This window comes from Corynebacterium halotolerans (genome assembly GCF_050107895.1).
Lineage (GTDB): Bacteria > Actinomycetota > Actinomycetes > Mycobacteriales > Mycobacteriaceae > Corynebacterium > Corynebacterium halotolerans_B.
Genome location: NZ_JBNILW010000002.1, coordinates 236,766 through 257,239 on the forward strand (window position 1 = coordinate 236,766; position 20,474 = coordinate 257,239).

17 protein-coding genes are annotated in these 20,474 nt (G+C 65.0%); 5 read left to right on the top strand and 12 right to left on the bottom strand.

The features are described 5' to 3' along the window. Positions 1-149: 149 nt before the first annotated feature. Positions 150-1,217, top strand: a complete 1,068-nt coding sequence (locus ACQCVD_RS03370; RefSeq protein WP_426822290.1) for an LLM class flavin-dependent oxidoreductase — start codon at positions 150-152, stop codon at positions 1,215-1,217. 45 nt (positions 1,218-1,262) lie between these two features. After that, positions 1,263-2,429 (top strand): FAD-binding oxidoreductase, encoded by a 1,167-nt coding sequence (locus tag ACQCVD_RS03375; protein ID WP_426822388.1) that lies wholly within the window; start codon positions 1,263-1,265, stop codon positions 2,427-2,429. A 6-nt stretch (positions 2,430-2,435) separates the two neighbouring features. Here the strand turns inward: ACQCVD_RS03375 and ACQCVD_RS03380 are convergent, their stop codons facing one another. Next, positions 2,436-3,245 carry a carbon-nitrogen hydrolase family protein gene (locus ACQCVD_RS03380; protein WP_426822291.1) on the bottom strand — a complete coding sequence of 270 codons (810 nt, stop codon included), beginning with the start codon at positions 3,243-3,245 and terminating at the stop codon, positions 2,436-2,438. Positions 3,246-3,335: 90 nt separating this feature from the next. Between ACQCVD_RS03380 and ACQCVD_RS03385 the strand changes: the two genes are divergently transcribed. Both ACQCVD_RS03385 and ACQCVD_RS03390 read left to right on the top strand, forming a co-directional pair. Next, positions 3,336-3,602 carry a hypothetical protein gene (locus tag ACQCVD_RS03385; RefSeq protein WP_426822292.1) on the top strand — a complete coding sequence of 89 codons (267 nt, stop codon included), beginning with the start codon at positions 3,336-3,338 and terminating at the stop codon, positions 3,600-3,602. After that, the gene (locus tag ACQCVD_RS03390) at positions 3,599-4,840 is read left to right on the top strand and encodes an alpha/beta hydrolase (protein ID WP_426822293.1); all 1,242 of its coding nucleotides are present in this window, start codon (positions 3,599-3,601) and stop codon (positions 4,838-4,840) included. The genes ACQCVD_RS03385 and ACQCVD_RS03390 overlap by 4 nt, the downstream gene beginning before the upstream one ends. Here ACQCVD_RS03390 and exaC read toward each other — a convergent pair. From exaC to dps, 11 genes are all read right to left on the bottom strand, one after another. Beyond that, entirely contained in the window at positions 4,810-6,330 is a 1,521-nt protein-coding gene (gene exaC / locus ACQCVD_RS03395; protein ID WP_426822294.1) for an acetaldehyde dehydrogenase ExaC, read from the bottom strand. The genes ACQCVD_RS03390 and exaC overlap by 31 nt on opposite strands. Before the next feature lie 259 nt (positions 6,331-6,589). After that, positions 6,590-7,051, bottom strand: a complete 462-nt coding sequence (locus ACQCVD_RS03400; RefSeq protein ID WP_426822295.1) for a heat shock protein transcriptional repressor HspR — start codon at positions 7,049-7,051, stop codon at positions 6,590-6,592. A 45-nt stretch (positions 7,052-7,096) separates the two neighbouring features. Then, positions 7,097-8,290 carry a molecular chaperone DnaJ gene (dnaJ, locus tag ACQCVD_RS03405; RefSeq protein WP_426822296.1) on the bottom strand — a complete coding sequence of 398 codons (1,194 nt, stop codon included), beginning with the start codon at positions 8,288-8,290 and terminating at the stop codon, positions 7,097-7,099. 426 nt (positions 8,291-8,716) lie between these two features. After that, complete coding sequence (gene grpE / locus ACQCVD_RS03410; protein WP_426822297.1) at positions 8,717-9,451, bottom strand: nucleotide exchange factor GrpE; 735 nt, start codon at positions 9,449-9,451, stop codon at positions 8,717-8,719. Next, positions 9,448-11,301 carry a molecular chaperone DnaK gene (dnaK, locus tag ACQCVD_RS03415; RefSeq protein ID WP_426822298.1) on the bottom strand — a complete coding sequence of 618 codons (1,854 nt, stop codon included), beginning with the start codon at positions 11,299-11,301 and terminating at the stop codon, positions 9,448-9,450. Before dnaK ends, grpE begins: the two co-directional genes overlap by 4 nt. A gap of 370 nt (positions 11,302-11,671) precedes the next feature. Further along, a complete protein-coding gene (locus tag ACQCVD_RS03420; RefSeq protein ID WP_426822299.1) occupies positions 11,672-12,295 on the bottom strand; it encodes a hypothetical protein in 624 nt (207 codons plus the stop codon). Continuing rightward, the gene (locus ACQCVD_RS03425; protein ID WP_426822300.1) at positions 12,288-13,688 is read right to left on the bottom strand and encodes a hypothetical protein; all 1,401 of its coding nucleotides are present in this window, start codon (positions 13,686-13,688) and stop codon (positions 12,288-12,290) included. Before ACQCVD_RS03425 ends, ACQCVD_RS03420 begins: the two co-directional genes overlap by 8 nt. Next, positions 13,689-14,285 (bottom strand): SipW-dependent-type signal peptide-containing protein, encoded by a 597-nt coding sequence (locus ACQCVD_RS03430; RefSeq protein ID WP_426822389.1) that lies wholly within the window; start codon positions 14,283-14,285, stop codon positions 13,689-13,691. It lies immediately after the preceding gene. 93 nt (positions 14,286-14,378) lie between these two features. Beyond that, on the bottom strand, positions 14,379-14,957 hold the full coding sequence (locus ACQCVD_RS03435; RefSeq protein ID WP_426822301.1) for a SipW-dependent-type signal peptide-containing protein: 579 nt from the start codon (positions 14,955-14,957) through the stop codon (positions 14,379-14,381). Positions 14,958-15,166: 209 nt separating this feature from the next. Continuing rightward, entirely contained in the window at positions 15,167-15,712 is a 546-nt protein-coding gene (locus tag ACQCVD_RS03440; RefSeq protein WP_426822302.1) for a signal peptidase I, read from the bottom strand. Between the two features lie 176 nt (positions 15,713-15,888). Then, entirely contained in the window at positions 15,889-16,386 is a 498-nt protein-coding gene (dps, locus tag ACQCVD_RS03445) for a DNA starvation/stationary phase protection protein Dps (protein WP_426822303.1), read from the bottom strand. Positions 16,387-16,967: 581 nt separating this feature from the next. Here dps and ACQCVD_RS03450 point away from each other — a divergent pair. Then, positions 16,968-20,450 (top strand): bifunctional proline dehydrogenase/L-glutamate gamma-semialdehyde dehydrogenase, encoded by a 3,483-nt coding sequence (locus ACQCVD_RS03450; protein ID WP_426822304.1) that lies wholly within the window; start codon positions 16,968-16,970, stop codon positions 20,448-20,450. Positions 20,451-20,474: the final 24 nt, after the last annotated feature.

The window sequence follows — 20,474 nt, forward strand, 5'->3', positions numbered from 1 at the left end:
GCCCCGGCACAGGATTGCGGGCAGCCCCGACCTCGGGCGTTAATGGGCCACACCGCCCCGCCGTTTTCACCCGCCCCAGAAGCCGGACCCGCCACCGGGCGAGCCACCCACCCTCGACACTTGTTGACACATCAACTACAATTGCGACCATGAAATCCTTCGGCTTCCTGTCATTCGGCCACTACGCCATCGGCAACCAACCCGGCCCCAATGCCCGCGACACCCTCCACCAGGCCATCGACCTGGCGGTGGCAGCGGATGAGATCGGCGTGAACGGCGCCTACTTCCGCGTCCACCACTTCGCCCCGCAGAACGGCTCCCCGATGCCGCTGCTCGGAGCCATCGCCGGCAAGACCAGGCACATCGAGGTGGGCACCGGCGTCATCGACATGCGCTACGAGAACCCCCTCTACCTCGCGGAGGAGGCCGCCGCACTGGACCTGATCGCGGACGGCCGGGTGGCCCTCGGCGTGTCCCGGGGATCACCCGAGCCGGCGGAGAAGGGCTGGGAGTCCTTCGGCTACCAGGCCGCCGAAGAAAACGGTTCCGACATGGCACGCAACAAGTGGGAGACCTTCCTGGCCGCCATCGACGGGTACGGCGTCGCCAAGGCGGCACCCGCCGGCCAGCAGTACCCGCAGATGTACCGCCCCGGCACCCCGCTGCCGATCTTCCCGCACTCCGAGGGACTGCGCCGCCACGTCTGGTGGGGCGCCGGCTCCCACGGCACCGCCGAGCAGGCCGCCCGCGACGGCGTGAACCTGATGAGCTCCACCCTGGTCTCCGAGGCGGACGGCTCCTCTCTCGGTGAGATCCAGTACGAACAGATCCGGCGCTACCGTGCCGCGTGGCAGGCGGCCGGCCACGACTGGTCCCCGCGGGTGTCGGTCTCCCGTTCCGTCTTCCCGATCGTCAGCGACCGCGACCGCCAGCTCTTCGGCCTGCAGGCCAGCTCCACGGATCAGGTTGGCTCGCTGGGCGAGGGCACGCCGGTGACCTTCGGCCGCACCTATGCCGCCGAGCCCGATCAGCTGATCGAGCAGCTCAAAGCGGATCCGGCGGTCATGGCCGCGGATTCGCTGATGCTGACGGTCCCCAACCAGATGGGCGTGGACGTCAATGTCTCGATCCTGCAGAACTTCGCCGAACACGTCGCCCCGGCACTTGGCTGGGAGTCCGCTGACAAGGGCCTGACCACCGGCTACCCGATCAACTAGCCGCTTGCGGGAGGGGCGTGGGCGTAGGGCACAATGGGAGCCGTGATGCTTCCCGAGACTCTCTCCGCCGTGGCCGAGCAACTCCGCGCGCACCAGGAGCGGTTCCGGGACATAACCCACGACCGCTTCTTCGCCAGCATCCTGGAGGCGCGCTCGATCTTCCCGCTGGCCCGGGACCGCACGCACCTCCAGCTGGTGCCGGCGCTGGCCGACGTCCTCGACCGCACCCCGCTTACCGGTGAGGTCCCGGACCACATGCTCCGGCACGTCGCGGTCCACGGCGTACGTCACCGCCGCCACGCCTTTCCACCGGAGGCCTACGAGCCCTTCGCGGACGCGCTGGGGGTGGCGCTCCACGACGTCGTGACGGGCATCCACCCCGCCACCGTGGACGCCGCCGAGCGCGCCCTGCGCCAGGTGTGCGCGAGGATGGCCGATGCCGCACGGCAGGAGGACCTGGCCGGTACCCCGCCCGCCTGGCTGGCGAACGTGGTGCAGGTGGAACGGCGCAGCCGGCGCATCAGTGTGGTGCGGCTGGAGACCGGCATGCCCGTGAACTACCTGGCCGGCCAGACCCTGCCGGTCACGGCCCGGTACCTGCCGGGGGTGTGGCGGATGCTCTCCCCGGCGCTGCCGTCGAATGACTACGGCCAGCTGGAGTTCCATGTCCAGGCGATCGAGCGCGGCACCGCCTCCCAACTGCTGACCACCCCGCGGGTCGGCGACCATTGGACCCTGGGGGCTCCGGCGGGCACGCTGACCCCGTCCGGGCAGCACCCCCTGTTGCTGATCGCCCACCGCATGGGCATCGCCCCGCTGCGTGCGATCGTCTTCGATCTGCTGCAGCGGGCCGAACCCGCCCCCGAGGTGCACCTGGTCATCAGCGCCGAATACCCCGGCGAGCTGCATGACCTGACGGCCCTGCACAATGTCTCCCGAGCCGTGGACTGGTTGAGCCTCACCGTCGTCGCCGAGCACCAGAAGGATCCGTGGTGGGTCGGTGCCACCGAAACCTCCCGGGTGCCTGAGGACCTCACCCTGCACGTCACGCAGGATCTGGGGGCGCTGGTGCTGGAGCTCGGCGAGTGGCGGGACCATGAGGTGCTGGTCGCCGGTCCCGCCCGTGGGGTGCACGAGACGGTGTGGAGCCTGTTCCGGGGTGGCGTCCCCGCCCACCGGGTCAACTATGAGGCCTGGCTCGAGATGTCCTGAGCCGGGTCAGGCGTGCAGCACCGGCAGCGTCTTGCGGACCTTGCCCACCAGCTCCGCGTCGACGTCGACGAGTAACGTCTCCTCCCCGTAGCCGGCCTCCGCCACGCGCCTGCCGGTGGGATCCACCACGCAGGAGTGCCCGATCCCGGTCGGGCCGGAGGGCTCACCGGCCTGTGCCGCACCACCGGGGCGGGCCTGCCCGGCAGCGACGACCCAGCTGGTGGAGTCGAGGGCCCGGGCGGCGGTCAGGGTGCGCCACTGCGGGAGCTTGTCCGGCCCGTCCGCCCAGGAGGTGGGCACCACGATGACCTCCGCCCCCTCCCTGGCCAACGCCTTGAACATCTCCGGGAAGCGCACGTCATAGCAGACGGCCACTCCGACGCTGACGCCCTCGACCTCCACCCGCAACAGTTCCTCTCCCGGGCGCACGGTGTCTGACTCCGCATAATTGAACGCGTCATAGGTGTGGATCTTGCGGTAGCCGGTGTGGTGGCCGCCTCCGGTGACCAGTGCGGTGTTGTAGACCCGGTTGATGGTCTTGTCCCCGCGCTCCACGGTGTCGGCGGGTGTGAACATGCCCGCGACGATCACCACGTCCAGCTCCGCCGCCAGGTCCCGCACCCCGGTGGCGAACTCCCCGTCCAGCTCCTGGGCGTGGGTGTCCAACCGGCCGGTGGCGAAAGCCTGACTCATGGCCTCCGGGAAGACGATCAGCTTCGCCCCCCGTTCGGCGGCACGGCGGGCGGTGTCCCGGACGCGGTCCAAATTCTCCACGATATCCGCTCCGGACTGGATCTGTACGACTGCAATGCGCATGACCCCAGGGTATGTGGACAACCGGTGGTTATCCACAGCTTCCGGGATCAGGTGGTTGGCAGGAGACACGTGGTCCGCTGTGCTGGGCGCATGACAAGCACCCACCTGTCCCTGACCACCGATCTTCCCGGGGCGCTCCGTCGTCTCCACCAGCCACCGGCACTCCCCCGGCCGACGATCACCCTGCGCCCCTGCCGCACCGCCACCGCGCTTGTCGACGCCGCGGCCGCCTGGCAGCGCCGCTGCGCCGACGCCGCCACGGCGATCACCACCCAGCTGCAGCAGCTCGAACACTTCGCCGTCTCGCTCGTGGACGAGGATCGACGCACCGCCACCGCTCTCGGCGGCTGGCGATGACAGCCCCGTCGGCCCACCTGCCGCCCCTGCGCGCCACTGATTCCGCCACCACCGCGGAATTGCTGGCTCAACTGTCCCGGCGCCTGGCCGAGCAGGTGGGCCACCACGAACAGGACTGGCGACTGGTGGCGCAGGACACCGCGGGTGAGGCCTTCAGCGCGGGGTTTTCCCGGTTACCGGTGCTGGCCGCTCCGCTGCCGGTGGCTGCCGGAGAGATACTGCAGGCCAGTCACGTGCTCCAGCAGGCTGCCGAGCTGCTCGGCCCCTGGGAGGAGCTGGCTCACCGGGTACTGCCGCTGCTGGAGGCGGCCGGTGAGTACTCTCCGATGGCCACCCTGATCCTGCGGCAGGTCCAGGCCGCCGGCGAGCTGATTGACTTCATGTGCGCCCGCGAGATCGACACCCTGTGCACTGACCTGACCCCGGAGCCGGTCCAGTCACTGGCGGATTTCAGGGACCTTCCGGCGGCGGCCATCCACGAGCACCAGATGACCCAGGCCCCGCCGGAAATCAGGGAGCTGGCTGCGGCACATCCGGATCTGCGACTGCTGGAGACCGGGGACGGCACCCTGGTGGCCGCCCTCGGTGACATCGACTCGGCGGATTCGGTGACCACGATCGCCGCCGGCGTGGGCTCCTCCGATCCCGCCGGGTGGTCCACGCAGGTGGCACGCGCCCGCGCGGTGGCCGGTGCCACCGGTGGCGCGAGCGTCCTCTGGCTCGGTTACCGCGCCCCTGACAGTGTCACGCACGGCATCACCGGCGCACCCGCCCGGCAGGCGGGCGTCCAGCTGCAGCAGTTCCAGCGGGCGCTGGCGGATCGCCGGCCCGGACAGCACCGCACCGTGATCGGTTACTCCTACGGTTCAGTGGTGCTGGGGGCGGCAGCTGATGCGTCCGGCCCCGGCCTGGCGGCGGATACCGCCATCCTGCTCGGCAGCCCGGGTGCTGGCGTGCACCGGGCGGAACAACTGAATCTGCAGGCCGGCCCGGCTGCGGAAGGAGACGTTTCCCGGGTGATCGCGGTGACCGGAACCCGGGATGTCGTGGGACTCACGGCCACCGCCCTCGGCGGAGTACACGGGGTGGACCCGACCACTCCCGGCTTCGGGGCCGAGGTGTGGCCTTCCGGCGCGGACCACTCCGGGTACTGGGATGACCCCCAGTTCCTGGCGCAGCTGGGTGGACTCTCTCCTCCTACGTGGAATCAGAACAGGCCCGAGGGGGACTCACTGTAGGAGACGAGCATGTTCTTGGTCTGCTGGTAGTGGTCCATCATCATCAGGTGGTTCTCACGGCCGATGCCGGACTCCTTGTAGCCGCCGAAGGCCGCGTGCGCCGGGTAGACGTGGTAGTGGTTCACCCAGACACGGCCGGCCTGGATGGCACGGCCGGCACGGTAGACGGTGTTGTTCTGGCGCGACCAGACACCGGCCCCCAGGCCGTAGTTGGTGTCGTTGGCGATCTGGATGGCCTCGTCGAAGTCCTTGAAGGTGGCCACCGAGAGGACTGGGCCGAAGATCTCCTCCTGGAAGATGCGCATGGAGTTGTCGCCGCGGAAGACGGTGGGCTCGATGTAGTAGCCGTTCTCCAGGCCGTCGATCTTGTTGACGTTGCCGCCGGTCAGCGTCTGCGCCCCCTCCTCCGGACCGAGCTTGAGATAGGAGGTGATCTTGTCCATCTGCTCCTGGGAGGCCTGGGCGCCCATCATCGTCTCGGTGTCCAACGGGTTGCCGATCTTGATCTGCTGCACCCGCTTGATGGCCAGGTCCAGGAACTCATCCGCGATGTCCTCGTGCACCAGGGCACGGGACGGGCAGGTGCAGACCTCGCCCTGGTTGAGGGCGAACATCGAGAATCCCTCGACGGCCTTCTCCAGGAAGGAGTCGTTCTCGTCCATGATGTCCTTGAAGAAGATGGACGGGGACTTGCCGCCCAGCTCCAGGGTGACGGGGATGATCTTGTCCGAGGCGGCCTTGTTGATCAGCTTGCCCACCTCGGTGGAACCGGTGAAGGCGATCTTGGCGATGCGGTTGGAGCCAGACAGGGCGGCCCCGGCCTCACTACCCAGGCCGTTGACGATGTTGAGCACGCCGTCCGGCAGCAGGTCACCGATGATGTTGACCAGGTACAGCAGGGAGGCCGGGGTCTGCTCGGCGGGCTTGAGCACGATGGCGTTGCCGGTGGCCAGCGCCGGGGCGATCTTCCAGGTGGCCATCAGGATGGGGAAGTTCCAGGGGATGATCTGGCCGACGACACCGAGCGGCTCCTGGAAGTGGTAGGCCACGGTGTCGTGGTCGATCTCGGAGGTGCGGCCCTCCTGGGCCCGGATGGCGCCCGCGAAGTAACGGAAGTGGTCGATGGCCAGTGGGATGTCGGCGGCCAGCGTCTCCCGGACGGCCTTGCCGTTCTCCCAGGACTCGGCGACGGCGATCTCCTCGAGGTGCTCCTCCATGCGGTCCGCGATGCGGTGGAGGATCAGCGCCCGCTCGGCGACCGGGGTCTTGCCCCACGCATCTGCCGCAGCGTGGGCGGCGTCCAGCGCCAGTTCGATGTCCCCGGCGGTGCCGCGGGCCACCTCGCAGAAGACTTCGCCGGTGATCGGGGTGACGTTTTCCAGGTACTGCCCCTCCACCGGCGGAACCCACTTGCCGCCGATGTAGTTCTCATAGCGCTTCTCGTAGTTGACGATGGAGCCTTCGGTGCCCGGGTTTGCGTACACGGTCATGGCGGTGCCTTCCTCTGCAAGTCAGAACCCTCCGGCCCAACGCCGGAGTTTTGTTATCCACCTCATTTCTAACCGTTGCAAAGATGTGACGCAAGCAACTTTTGCAAGTTTAATGTGACATGACCCCTTCACAACATTCACAAAACTGGGAGACGGGCCATTCCCCCAGTTCACGGGGTCAACAGCTGACCCCCACCACCCGACTCCGGGACGGGTGATGGGGGTCTGGAAGATCGGCGTGTCGCCGCGGTGGCACCGGTTACTGTCGCGAGCGGGTCCGACGCGGGCGACGCGGTTCCCACATGACCACCGCCGTGGACCGGGGAACGTGGACGATTTCGCCACGGGTGCGGCCACCGACGCGCTCCACGTGGCCGCGCAGCTCGGCGTTATCCGCCCGCAGCTGCTCGTTTTCCTGCCGCAGGCGCTCATTGGCCTCGCTGAGCTCGATGATGGACTTGATGCCGGCGAGGTTGACGCCCTCGTCCTGGCTCAGCCGCTGGATCTTGCGCAGCATCGCGACGTCACGCCGTGAGTAACGGCGACCGCCACCGGAGGTCCGCATGGGGGTCACCAGTCCCATGCGGTCGTAGGTGCGCAGGGTCTGGGCGTGCATGCCGGACAGTTCGGCCGCCACCGAGATGACGAAGACTTCACCGATTTCGGCGTCGGCGGTGACTGCCGTTGGTTCTGGTTGCTGCTTGTCTACTCTGTTCGCCATGATTTCTCCTCACCTCCTTCCCGGGGTGCCGGGCGGTGGCCCGGACTACTTCCGCTTCGACCCGGCCCAGTCCGCCCGGGGATCGAAACCGGAATCACGCTCGGCCTGCGCATAGGTACGCAGGGCACTGGTGGCGGCGGCATCAAGGTTCTTGGGCACGGTGACCTGCACTGTCACCAGTAGATCACCGGCTTCCCCACCGCGCTTCGGCACGCCGCGGCCGCGCACCCGCAGGGTCCGGCCGTCCGGAGTGCCGGCGGGCACCTTCACTCGCACCGGGGCGTCGAGAGTGGGCACGGTGATGGTGTCGCCGAGGGCGAGCTCGGCGAAGGACACCGGGACGGTGACCTCCAGGTCATCACCGGAGCGGTTGAAGACCCGGTCCGGGCGCACGTGAACGGTGACGAACAGGTCACCGGCGGGTTTGCCGTTGGGACCGGCCTCCCCCTGCCCCGCCAGGCGCACCTTCTGCCCGTCGATGACGCCGGAGGGAATGCGCACGGTGATTGAGCGGGTGCGGTTGACCGTGCCGGTACCCGAGCAGTGCGGGCAGGGATCCGTGATCACCTGGCCGGTACCGCCACACCGGGAACACGGCGCCGAGAACCCGAAGGCGCCGCGGTTTTCCGAGGTGAACCCGGTGCCGCTGCACTCACCACAGGTGGAGGGATTACCCGACCTGGAACCGGAACCGTGACAGTTGTTGCACGGCGCCTCCCCGGTCAGCTGGATCGGGATCGTCGTCCCCTTCGCCGCTTCGGCGAAATCAAGGGTGATCTCCGTTTCGACGTCCGCACCCCGCGTCGGCCGAGCTGCTCCGCGAGCACCACCGCCACGGTTGAAAAGGCCACCGAAGATATCGCCCAGACCGCCGTCCTCAGAAAATCCTCCACCGGATCGGTCTCCGAAGAGGTCGGAGACGTCGAAGTCCGATTGCGTCTGACGAAACCCACCGGGGAAGCCGGGACCTCCCGACCGACCGAAGCCACCGAACCCGCCGGAGCCCACGGCCGCCTTGAACTGGTCGTACTCCTTGCGCTCCTTCTCGTCGCCGAGCACGTCATAGGCCTCGGCCGCCTTTTTGAAGCGATCCTCGGCGGCGGTGTCCCCGGGCTTGGCGTCGGGGTGGTTCTCACGGGCGATCTTGCGGTACGCCTTCTTGATCTCGTCCTGGCTGGCTTTGGAGGACACCCCGAGGTCGCCGTAATAGTCTTTTGACACCCAGTCGTTCTGAGCCATCAGCAGCTCTCCTTCGATTCAAGCGAAAATTCTTTTCAATCTCTGTCGGCGGCAACCACGGAGCACCGGCCCCACTCCGGATATCTGCCCCGGTGAGGGCGTCGACCGCAATCATCCTGAAACTCATTGTTGAGTCTATAACACTGAACTTTGTGTGACGTTGTCTCCGGTTCCCTGCCTCTTCCGACCGCGTCCGCCCCAGCTTCCCCACGGGCCGTGTCTGAACATCTGGTTCGATGGGACAAATCCTGGTGGCCACCACTCCTTCCCCGCTGGCCCGCCCGGCGCCGGATGCTTCCCCACCTCCGGCACCGGGTCCACCACGTGGGACAGAGACTTAAAAACCCGCACGCTCCTGCGTTGCCGAGGAGGTGCGGGTTCTTAAGCGTTGCTGTCCCTTAACCAGGATGCGCGGAGCGCGGGATCCTAGTTCTCAACGGGATCCGCGATGATGACCATCGCGGTGCGGATCATCCGGTCGCCCACGCGGTACCCCTTGCGGAGGACCGTGCCGATGACCTTCTCATCGCCGGAGGACAGATCCTGAACCGCCTCATGCGCTTCCGGATCAAAAGCCTCCCCCTCAACACCGAAGGGCTCCAACTTCTGCTCCTGGAGCGAGCTACGGAACTTGTTGGCGAAGGACTTCAGCGGGCCGTCCGCCTCCAGGTCGCCGTGCTGCTCCGCGAGGTCCAGGTCATCGAGTACCGGCAGGAGCTTGGTGACGACCGACGCCTTGGCGCTGTCGGCGATGCCCTGGCGCTCCCGCTCGGTACGGCGGCGGTAGTTGGCGTACTCCGCGCTGACCCGCTGCAGATCCTCGGTACGCTCTGCCAACTGTGCCTCCAGGTCGTTGCCGCCGGCTTCGCCGGTTTCACCGGCAGCAGGCTCGTCGCCGAGCTCGGCGTCGATGTCCGAGAGCGCTGCCTCGACGTCGTCGTCGTTGAGGTCGGCCTCGCGGACCGGATCGAACTCATTCTCCTCGACGTCCACGACCGGATCCGGACCGGTGGTCAGGAGATCGTCGTCTTCGTCCGCACCCTGGGCGTCGGCCGCCTCTGCAGCGGCCTGTTCTACGCGGTCCGGGTCAGCCGACTGCACCTCCGGGTCGGTGTTCTCCGGCGCGCCCGGGTCATCGGACATTCCGTGGGGCTGGGTCACTTGTCGTCACCCTCCTTCTTCTCGTCGGCGTTCTCGTCGTCGACAACCTCGGCGTCAACGACGTCGTCGTCGGCGTTCGGGGCGTCCGCCTGGGTGGCACCGGAGTTGGCGTCGGCCTCGTAGATGGCCTTGCCCATCTCCTGGGACTCGGTGGACAGCTTCTCCACGGCGGCCTTGATGGCCTCCAGGTCATCGCCCTTGAGCGCCTCGTCGACCTCCTTGGCGGCATCCTCGACCTTGGTCTTGATGTCCTCGGAGACCTTGTCGGAGTTGTCCTCGACGAACTTGCGGGTCTGGTAGGCCATGGACTCGGCGTTGTTACGGGTCTCCTGCTCCTCGCGACGCTGCTTGTCCTCCTCGGCGTGCGCCTCGGCGTCCTTGACCATCCGGTCGATCTCCTCCTGGGACAGGCCGGAGCCCTCCTGGATCTTGATCGTGTTCTCCTTGCCGGTGCCCTTGTCCTTGGCGGTCACGTGGACGATGCCGTTGGCGTCGATGTCGAAGGTGACCTCGACTTGCGGGACACCACGCGGTGCCGGAGCGATGCCACCGAGCTCGAAGGAGCCGAGCAGCTTGTTGGCCGAAGCCATCTCACGCTCACCCTGGAAGACCTGGATCTGCACCGACGGCTGGTTGTCCTCGGCCGTGGTGAAGGTCTCGGAGCGCTTGGTCGGGATGGTGGTGTTGCGCTCGATGAGCTTGGTCATCACGCCGCCCTTGGTCTCAATACCCAGGGACAGCGGGGTGACGTCGAGCAGCAGCACGTCCTTGACCTCGCCACGCAGCACGCCGGCCTGCAGGGCGGCGCCGACTGCGACGACCTCGTCCGGGTTGACACCCTTGTTGGGCTCGCGGCCACCGGTCAGCTCCTTGACCAGGTCACCGACAGCCGGCATACGGGTGGAGCCGCCGACGAGCACGACGTGGTCGATCTCGGAGATCGACATGTCCGCGTCCTTGACCACCTGGTTGAAGGGCTGCTTGGTGCGGTCCAGCAGGTCCTGGGTGATCTTCTGGAACTCGGTCCGGGACAGGGTCTCGTCCAGGAACAGCGGGTTCTTGTCGGAGTCCACCGTGATGTACGGCAGGTTGATGGTGGCCGACTGGGAACTGGACAGCTCGATCTTGGCCTTCTCTGCGGCCTCGCGCAGACGCTGCAGAGCCATCTTGTCCTTGGTCAGGTCAATGCCGTTGGCGGCCTTGAACTTGTCGACCAGCCAGTCGACGATGCGCTGATCCCAGTCATCGCCGCCGAGGGCGTTGTCACCGGCGGTGGCACGGACCTCGACCACGCCGTCACCGATCTCCAGCAGGGACACATCGAAGGTGCCGCCGCCGAGGTCGAAGACCAGAATGGTCTGCTCCTGCTCACCCTTCTCCAGGCCGTAGGCCAGAGCAGCAGCGGTGGGCTCGTTAACGATGCGGAGCACGTTCAGGCCCGCGATCTGGCCGGCTTCCTTGGTGGCCTGGCGCTGGGCGTCCTCGAAGTAGGCCGGGACGGTGATGACGGCGTCGGTGACGTCATCGCCCAGGTAAGCCTCAGCGTCGCGCTTCAGCTTCATCAGGGTACGCGCGGAGATCTCCTGCGCGGTGTACTTCTTGTCATCGATATCGACGTTCCAGTCAGTGCCGATGTGGCGCTTGACGGAGCGGATGGTGCGGTCGACGTTGGTCACGGCCTGGTTCTTGGCGGACTGGCCGACCAGGACTTCGCCGTTCTTGGCGAAGGCGACCACGGACGGAGTGGTGCGGGAACCCTCAGAGTTTGCAATGACGGTGGCCTCGCCACCCTCCAGCACGGAAACCACGGAGTTGGTGGTACCGAGGTCAATTCCTACTGCACGTCCCATTATCTATCTTCCTCCTGTTGTTGTTGCTGAATCCTCAAGTTGACTGCGACCAGCTCAACTTCTGGAATCCAGACTAACAGATATCCTTGAGCCGTTCTCGCTCAACCTTACATACGTGACAACGGACAGTCACTCAAAGTTGTTCCCGAGGGACTCAACTTATTAAGTTTCTGCAGGTTAAGAGGAAGAAAATTTTTCCTGGAGCGCGGCGGCAACCGGCTTTCAAGATTGATAGAAAGGCACTCAACTTTCGGTTCCCACGGTAGCGACCCTGTCCTTTTTGGCCCTACCGCCCAGGGTACTGCTAACTAACGTTGGGGGGCCGGGGGTTCCGGGTTCTGGCGCGCCCATGGCAATTGGCCGCACCAGTTCAGTCTGACACCCCTGTCACGGTCCATGTCGCAGTTTCGGTGGGCGGTGGAGTGCCCCCGAGCAGCCAGTTATTGTCATTCATCCAGGCCCGGACGCAGAGCACCACGGTCTCCCCCGGTTCGCCGCTCTTCTCCGGCGCGGGAAGCGCGAAGCCCTCGCTGACTTGGCCGCGCAACGTAATCTCTGACGTCAGAGACTCTGCTCCGGTTACACCGGCAGCGTCACAGGTAGGGACGTCGCGATAAATCTCACCACGCAGGGAGTCCCCGAAAGCACTGTCACCCAACCTAGTTTCGGTGATATTCGCGGTGGCCCCGGTATTCGATCCCGCAGCCACCCGCACGTGCATGGGTGCATAAATGGCATTCTCCTCCCCGACCTGCAGCGCCATCTGGTCCGGCGAGAAAGTCAGCTCGGTCACTGCCTCGGAGTCATTCCACGTGGTGCCATCCACTGAGCCCTCCAGCTCTAGCACCGCATCGACGGTCACGGAGAACTCTGTCGCCGCGTACTGGCTGGTGCTACGTTGCGCCTCGGTGACACTTATCGACGCCGTGAGTACCGCCGCTACGGCAAGGCCCGCTACCGCTGTGCCGGTGGCGAGGATGCGACGTCTATTCATCGGCAGCCTCCTCACCGGTTTCCTCCGGGGCAGCCGGCATCTGACTGGTGGTTGACTGCTCAGTGGCCGGTTCAGAGGTTTGCTCAGCCGTCGGTTCCGAAGGTTGCCCAGTAGTAGTGGTTGGTGTTGCTGAAATTGTTAGATCGGGAGTTGGGTACTGGACGCCCGGAAGATTGGGGCGGGCTTGGACGATGGCACCGTCCGCAAGTTCGATCTCGAGCACCGGGACCTCCCCGCCCGCAGCCTCGGCACTGTAGAGCCACCAGCGAGCCGTGGCGGTCTCACCTTGTACTGCACCGGTTTCCCGGGTGGCAGTGAGCACATCGGCGATGACCTCCCGGTCAAGCAGATCCAGCTCACGCGTGGAGAGCAGGTGGTAGTCAACGTCATTGGCTGTGGTCAGCGAGCTTTCATCGGTGAATCCTGATTGCTGCGGGGTGCCGGGGGCCGTAGTGGGCTGATCGTCGTTTGGAGCAGGGGTTGGAGACGATTCTGGATCACTTGTCTCAGTATTCTCCGGATCAGCGAGGCCGAAAGCTTGTGGGGAGGCAAGAGATTGCGCTTGCTCCCCTTCGGGGCTGCTAGATCCCGTGCCGTCGCTCATGAGCATGCCACATTCGGAGCGGGCCGTGAACGACTCCTCATCTTCCACACTCCCAGCCTTGATAGTGCGATAGGTAATTTCAACCTCGGAATGAGCCCTCAAATTCACTGGATCCCAATCGAAGTCGGCTTCCGCTTCCACCTCGACTCGCAAAGTTCCCCCTAACCCTGAAATCGCAGCAGTTTCTGCGGCGAGAGCAAGCGGCTGATCATCTTCCAATTTCTGAAGGTCCAAGGGGAGGTCAGGATTTTCTCCTAGAAGCGCATTCCCTCCATATCGTATTGTGCCCGAAGGGCGGTCGAACTTCCCAGTAGGATTAGAATTTTCATCCAGATAGCACCTTGCGCTAGTCGCAATTGGGGCGTCAACGCTTCCTTCGACCCACGTCAGCCCCAGGAGTCCAAGCAATTCATATTCGGAGCGAACCGGATCCATCCCCCCTCTATCGGTCGCAGCGCTAGAAACTTCTCCAGATCCCCGGCAACTTTCCCCTAAACCCGCAAACACACATCCATGGCCACTTGGCAGTAAGCCCTCTGCATCGGTACTATAAACAGTTTCTTCAGATCCGTTGATGCTTATCGAAGCGTACTGGCTGACTAGTTCACGAGGCTTCTCCCCCGCCTGGAACTCAGCCCTGAAACCAAGTGAGTCGGAAACGGACTTGGCCTGCGTCTGGCCCCCATCCTCCTGCGCCTGAACCCCCACCCCGAAAATAATCAGGCCAAGCAGCGTCAGCACCGTCGCAATCGCAACAAAAGCGGGGATAAGATTCTTTCGCTGCGCCATCTACACCGCCTCCTCCGTAACCCGGAACTGCCAGCCCACACGCCCGGTAGAATGCTCCCCCGCCGGGAGTTCCGAAATATCATTCAACGTGGCAGTGATACAGACTGCCTGCGCCGACCCGGGTTCCCCATCCACACCAGCAGGAAGATTAAAAGCATCTGGAGCGTCCGCCAGCTCTTCAAGAAGTCCCTCTTGGAGCACCTCACCGGGGGAATCGCAAGAACCCTTCGCGACGGCTACGTCGATCAGTCCGTTGAGCTCTTCGTTTTCCACTGTCGGAGCGAGCACGCTGACGGTTCCCGTACTTTCGGAAGCCATCCGCAGCCAATACCCCGTAGAAACAGGTTCGCCCTCGGCGAGCTCGCCGGCAGGCAATACAAATTGCAGGGCAGCTGCATCGTCTGCGCTGTCATGAGATTCAAATGGACCGCTTGCGGATGTCGCGCCTTCCACCTGGAAGCCGGGAGACCAAAAGGTCGCGCTCAGGAACTCGGAGTCCGACCAGAAAGCCAGAGTCGCCACAGACCCGAAACCGAGTACGGCAGCAGCAGCAATGACCGCACGGACTCGCCGTGAAGTTCGGGGGACAGCTTGCATCACGCCTCCTTCAACGACCATCCTTCCAGCTAATGGCTTAAGGGGCAGGCAATTTGCCTGCCCCTTAAGTCATTTCCTAGACCGGAACCTCGACTAAGCCGCTTCCTCCGGCAGCTCCGCGGTGAACTCCCAAGTCACATCCATCTCCTGGGCCGCATCCGGATTCGTAACTCCAGTGTAGTTGACCGTAATGCAGAGCTCCTGAACATTCTGATCCACCAGAGGGAAGCTGCCCGTCCCTTCAGCCAGTACAGTCAGGTCGGTGGTGTCGAGATTGTCAGTACAGGCAGCAGGGGCCACATTCTCGTAGACGGTGGTGGTGAACTCCCCAGAGATGTTGTTGGACACGGTTCCGCGGGTGTAGGTGACTGTAGTATCTGCACCGTCGGCGATGTTCTTGACCTGGTAGGGGAACGCCGAAACCTGGCCAGGCACCATGTTCACTCGCTCCCCTTCGCCCTCCACGGGAGTGAGCGTCAGGGGCGCCCCCTCCTCGGCATGTTCACCGAAAACGCCGTCGCCCGCTGCGGCTTGGATACCGAAAGCCTCGGTACCGAACAGACCCTGCGCAAACTCGTTGTCACTCCAAGCAGCGAGGGTGACGGCAGCGCCGATGCCGAGGACTGCGCCGCCGGCGGCGAGGGCGCGGATCTTACGGGACTTCTGGGACATGATGCACTCCAAAGGGCTCAAAAAGGAAAGGAAGGAAGAACCTCGAGTCGAATGCCACCTTAGAAAACCCTTATAGTTGGCACCTCAACTCACAACGATCATATTAACCGTCCACTTACTTTCACACAAGGGTAATTTTCGAGATAGACCAGTTGTCCCGTGTTATTCCGAGCACATGGTCAGACCATTGTGCTGGCTATCCCCAGACGCTAGGAACCCTCCCGGCCCCGCGGCCAAAACGCCCAGGTCACCACCAACGCCGCCAGCATGGTGACGATCGCCAGGGTTTTCGGGTCAGCCAGGCGCGCGAAGGTATGCCCCCACTCCGGCTGAGACCAGAACAGCAGCTGCACCTCAGAAACGCGGTAATCCACTGGATCCGGTTGCGGGTTGGCATCGCCCTTCATCTCGATGATGCGATCCTCAGGTCCGCCCGCCGGGTCTGGCTCGTTACTGATAACTCTATGAGTAATGGGAAGCTGCCCGGGACGCTGGACGGTAATCACGTTCCCGATGTCCGCCTCAGCCGCGGGAATCTCGCGCACCAGGGCCACCGAACCCGCCGGAATTCCAGGTGCCATGGAGCCGGTCTTGAACATCATGATATTGACCCCGAAGACCCAAGCGGCGATGACCGCAGCCACGCAGACCACCCCGAAGATCGAGAGAATGGTCAGCAGGATCTCCCCCACCCAGCCGAACACCGAACGACGCTTTCGCCCACCGGCAATCCCCTTGCCGGAATGCTTCCCCATACTCGGCCACCTCCCACCGTCAACCTTTCGGCACACCTGCGCCAGATAGGTATGACGTTAGCCCACCCACCCTCCCCGACCCCAGAATTTTTTCCCCGTCACGCAACAAAAGAGGCGGCCCCCACCATGACTCTTGCGGTGGGGACCGCCCCCGAAATCTCCGTGGGACCGGAGAACTACTGCGGCAGGTTGCCCTGAGCGTCCTCCAGGTGAGCGCGGACGAACCACTGGAACTTCTCCAGCTCAGAAGCCTGCGCGATGAGAATGTCCTCGGTGATTGCGTCCAGATCGCCGGCGATGGCGCGGGATTCACGTACCCCCTCGATGACCCTGGTGTAGACCTTGTTCAGCTCAGCCAGGTGATCCTGGGTGGAACCGCGGTTGGTCTCGTAGGTCAACGGAGTGCGGTTCTCGATGTGGCCGGCGGGAGTGCCCACCGGGGAGCCGCCCAGGGTGGACACCCGCTCGGCAACTTCATCAGCGAAGCCGCGGACCAGCTCGACCTGCGGGTCGATCATCTCGTGGACGGCGATGAAGTTCGGGCCCGTCACATTCCAGTGGGCGTGCTTGAGGATCAGGTGAAGATCATTGAAGTCGGTCAGACGGGCCTGCAGCTCGTCGATCAGCTTCTTGGCGTCATTTTCGTCGATTCCGGGAACGGTGTAGTTGCTCATGCCCCCATTATACAGAAAATCAATGGAACGTCAGCGATATTTAGCCTTAACTTATATTTAATAGGCATGCCTTGCCTTATGAACCTATGACTGGTGGACATCCTAGCGGGGATGCCGCCCAATTTCTCTGTATTTCGGAACTCCCCCTTCCCCATATAAGCCCTCGCCGTTTAGCTTCACCAGCCAACCGAGAGCCTGCCCCCAGTCCGGGCACCACCCCCCGACAGCCCCGATTGAGCCTCCGATCCCCATAAATCGCTTCCACCAAATGCATTAATGTGCATTTCTCCCATACAGCGGAAAACGTCCATATACTCGGGAATCAGATAGTTCCCCGGCCGTTTACGCAGCAAGATACCTGGAAGGTGGTGTCAATCAGATGCAGCGAAACCGCTTGAGATCGCGGCACATCAGTGACCGCCCGCCTGCGCGGCCCTTCGGCAGTTAATGTGCCCGTCGCCCGATCCGCCGGCACCGCCTTCCTGAGGCTCCGACGGGTCCGGCACGGAAATTATGACAGCCGGAACTCTACGCAGACGTTCCGCACGCGCCCATCCCAGACTTACGTGAGGACTCCCGACATGACTGAGATCACCGAGCAGAAATTCGCTCCCCGCACCCCGACGCCCAACTCCAGCGACGTCGAGGCCGTCACCGACGCCGCGATCCGTCGCGCCCATGACTGGCTGAGCGAGACCGATTCCCGGGAGTCCCACAGCGAGTCCAAGGCCACTGAGCAGCTCGCGGAGCTGGTCCGGGACCCGAATGGCGTCCACTTCACCATGGATTTCGTGGACCGGGTCGCCCGCCCGGAGGATAATAAGGTCGCTGCACAGGAGCTGCGCAAGCTCACCGACGTCCCGGACTTCCTCGGCCCCATCAACAAGGCGATGCTGGGGCTGGGCGGCTTAGTGGGGAAAGCTTTACCCGACGTGGTGATGCCCCTGGCACGTCAGCGGATGCGCCAGATGGTCGGCCACCTGGTGCTCGACGCCGACGGCAAGGCCCTGAACTCCCTGCTGGACAAGGCAGCAGCGGAAGGAAATGAGCTGAACCTCAACCTGTTGGGCGAGGCCGTGCTCGGAAACGATGAAGCTGACGACCGGGCGGAGCGCACCATTGAGCTGATCCGTAACCCGCGTGTCACCTATGTTTCGGTGAAGGCCTCCAGCCTGTGCGCCCAGCTGAACCCCTGGGACATCGAGGGCAGCACCCAGCGGTTGAAGGAGCAGCTGCGTCCGATCTACCGCGCAGCCATGGAGCAGAGTCCACAGGTCTTCATCAACCTGGACATGGAGGAGTACAAGGACCTCCACCTGACCATCAAACTGTTCACTGAGCTGCTCAGCGAGGACGAGTTCACCAACCTGGAGACCGGCATCGTGCTGCAGGCCTACCTGCCGGACACCTATGACGCCCTGGTGCAGCTGGCGGAGTTCGCCGCCGAGCGCCGCGCCGCCGGTGGCGCACCGATCAAGGTTCGCCTGGTCAAGGGCGCGAACCTCTCGATGGAGCACGTGGAAGCCGAGCTCCACGGCTGGACGTCGGCACCATATTCCTCCAAGCCTGAGGTGGACGCGAACTACCTCCGGCTGCTGGACTACATCCTGCAACCGGAGCACGCGGACAATATCCGCATCGGCGTGGCCAGCCACAACCTGTTCACCGTGGCCCTGGCCTGGGAGCTGGCGGTCAAACGCGGCGTCGAGCGCCAGATCGACGCGGAAATGCTGCAGGGCATGTCTCCCTCGCAGGCACGGGCGGTCCGCGACGTCGTGGGCCGGATGATCCTGTACACCCCGGTGGTCAACGTCGAGGATTTCGACGTCGCCGTCAGCTACCTGGTTCGCCGCCTGGAGGAGACCAGTGAGCCGCAGAACTTCCTGCCGGCGCTGTTCGCCCCCGAGGTCGAGGGACCGGATGACCGCACCCCGATGGGCGAGCAGGAGGACCGTTTCCGGGCTGCGGTGGACACCCGGTGGACCACCTTCGCCGGACCGCGCCGTACCCAGGACCGCAACCTGGATTCCGGCACCCAGGCCGTGAGCCTCGGCCGTTTCGTCAACGAACCGGACACCGACCCCGCCCTGCGTGCCAACCGCGAATGGGCCCTGAACGCCCTGCAGGCAGATCCGGGTGAGCCCGTCAACGAGGAGGTCACCGACTCGGCGGTCGTCGACACCGCCGTGGCACGCGCCAAGCAGCTGGCCCAGGAGTGGGGCGCCCGCAGCGGTGCGGAGCGGGCCGACGTCCTGGACCGCATCGCCGACGCCCTGGCCGACGCCCGCGGCGAGCTGGTCTCCGTCATGGCCTTCGAGGCAAACAAGACTGTAGACCAGTCCGACCCCGAGGTCTCCGAGGCGATCGACTTCGCCACCTACTACGCCGAGTCCGCCCGCGCCCTGGACGACGCCCGCTCGGTGTTCACCCCGCACGAGGTCGTGGTGGTCACCCCGCCGTGGAACTTCCCCGTCGCCATTCCGGTCGGCGGCATGCTCGCTTCCCTCGCCGCGGGATCCGCCGTCATCATCAAACCCGCCCCGCAGGTGGTGCGCTGTGCCGAGATCGCCGTCGACGCAATCCACCGGGGCATGGTCGCCGCCGGGGTGGACACCGAGCTGCTGCAGCTGGTCCGCGCCGACGAGGGTGAGGCCGGCGAGCGGTTGATCACCCACGAGGACGTGGACTCCATAATTCTGACCGGTGCCACGGACACCGCCAAACTCTTCCGCTCCTGGAAGCCGGAGCTGAAGATCAACGCGGAGACCTCCGGCAAGAACGCCATGATCATCACCCCGAGCGCGGACCCGGATCTGGCCGTCGCGGACCTGTACATGTCCGCCTTCGGCCACTCCGGCCAGAAGTGCTCGGCGGCCTCCCTGGTCATCCTGGTCGGCCCGCAGGCGGAGTCCAAGCGCTTCCTCAACCAGCTGCTCGACGCCGTCCGCACCCTCAAGGTCGGCCCCGGCACGGACATCTCCACCACCATGAATGGTCTGGTGGAACCGCCCACGGACAAACTGCAGCGCGGGCTGACCGTCCTGGAGCCGGGCGAGCGCTGGCTGATCAAGCCCGAACAGCTCAACGAGGAGGGCACCCTGTGGTCGCCCGGGGTGCGGGACGGCGTGCAGCCCGGTTCCTGGTACCACACCCACGAGTGCTTCGGCCCGATCCTGGGCATCATGCACGCCAAGGATCTGGATCAGGCCATCGACTGGCAGAACTCCACCGGGTTCGGCCTGACCGGCGGCATCCATTCCCTGGACAACGACGAGATCGAGCACTGGATCGACCGGGTCGAGGTGGGCAACGCCTACGTCAACCGCGGCATCACCGGCGCGATCGTCCAGCGCCAGTCCTTCGGCGGCTGGAAGAACTCGGTCCTGGGCAACGGCGCGAAGGCCGGTGGCCCCAACTACGTCGCCCAGCAGGGCACCTGGGCGGACGGCGATCTCAAGCCACGCGATGTCGCCGTCCGTCCGGCCATCGCCCGGCTGCTCCGGGATGCCGCGCAAAACTACACCGACTACCTCGGGGAGGAGGACGTCGCCTGGCTGTGGCGGGCCGCCGAGCTGGATGAGCTGGCCTGGCGCGAGGAGTTCGGCGTGGAACATGACGCCACGGCGCTGACCGCGGAGGCCAACGTCTTCCGCTACCGGCCGCTGTTGGCTCCGCTGCGCGTGCGGCTGGGGGCCGGCTACCAGCTGCGCGATCTCCTCCGCTTGGAGATCGGGGCCATGGTCACCGGTACGGAGCTCGACGTCTCCGCCGGCCAGCGTATCGCGCGCCATCTGCACTCCCTCGGCCTCGCGGTCCGGCAGATCTCCGATGACGCCTTCGACGTCGAGATCGCCGAGGACGAGTCCGTGCGTGTGCGCACGCTCGGCGAGGTGGACAGCTCCCTGCGGGATGCGGCGGTGGAATCCTCCTCGGTGATCCTGGACGCCCCGGTGCTGGCGGACGGGCGGCGCGAACTCCTGCATCTCCTGCTGGAGCAGGCCGTGTCGGTGACGATGCACCGCTTCGGCATCATCCGGGAGACCGGAAACCTCAAGCGTTTCTGAAATCCGGCTGCTGATCTGCAGCGA

Bases quoted from the DNA above. Each gene is read 5' to 3' on its own strand.
- ACQCVD_RS03420 (WP_426822299.1), bottom strand. From the start codon at position 12,295: ATGAATAGACGTCGCATCCTCGCCACCGGCACAGCGGTAGCGGGCCTT.
- dps (WP_426822303.1), bottom strand. From the start codon at position 16,386: ATGAGCAACTACACCGTTCCCGGAATCGACGAAAATGACGCCAAGAAG.
- ACQCVD_RS03425 (WP_426822300.1), bottom strand. From the start codon at position 13,688: ATGGCGCAGCGAAAGAATCTTATCCCCGCTTTTGTTGCGATTGCGACG.
- ACQCVD_RS03380 (WP_426822291.1), bottom strand. From the start codon at position 3,245: ATGCGCATTGCAGTCGTACAGATCCAGTCCGGAGCGGATATCGTGGAG.
- ACQCVD_RS03430 (WP_426822389.1), bottom strand. From the start codon at position 14,285: ATGCAAGCTGTCCCCCGAACTTCACGGCGAGTCCGTGCGGTCATTGCT.
- ACQCVD_RS03435 (WP_426822301.1), bottom strand. From the start codon at position 14,957: ATGTCCCAGAAGTCCCGTAAGATCCGCGCCCTCGCCGCCGGCGGCGCA.
- dnaJ (WP_426822296.1), bottom strand. From the start codon at position 8,290: ATGGCTCAGAACGACTGGGTGTCAAAAGACTATTACGGCGACCTCGGG.
- ACQCVD_RS03385 (WP_426822292.1), top strand. From the start codon at position 3,336: ATGACAAGCACCCACCTGTCCCTGACCACCGATCTTCCCGGGGCGCTC.
- ACQCVD_RS03450 (WP_426822304.1), top strand. From the start codon at position 16,968: ATGACTGAGATCACCGAGCAGAAATTCGCTCCCCGCACCCCGACGCCC.
- ACQCVD_RS03375 (WP_426822388.1), top strand. From the start codon at position 1,263: ATGCTTCCCGAGACTCTCTCCGCCGTGGCCGAGCAACTCCGCGCGCAC.
- dnaK (WP_426822298.1), bottom strand. From the start codon at position 11,301: ATGGGACGTGCAGTAGGAATTGACCTCGGTACCACCAACTCCGTGGTT.
- ACQCVD_RS03390 (WP_426822293.1), top strand. From the start codon at position 3,599: ATGACAGCCCCGTCGGCCCACCTGCCGCCCCTGCGCGCCACTGATTCC.
- ACQCVD_RS03400 (WP_426822295.1), bottom strand. From the start codon at position 7,051: ATGGCGAACAGAGTAGACAAGCAGCAACCAGAACCAACGGCAGTCACC.
- ACQCVD_RS03440 (WP_426822302.1), bottom strand. From the start codon at position 15,712: ATGGGGAAGCATTCCGGCAAGGGGATTGCCGGTGGGCGAAAGCGTCGT.
- exaC (WP_426822294.1), bottom strand. From the start codon at position 6,330: ATGACCGTGTACGCAAACCCGGGCACCGAAGGCTCCATCGTCAACTAC.
- ACQCVD_RS03370 (WP_426822290.1), top strand. From the start codon at position 150: ATGAAATCCTTCGGCTTCCTGTCATTCGGCCACTACGCCATCGGCAAC.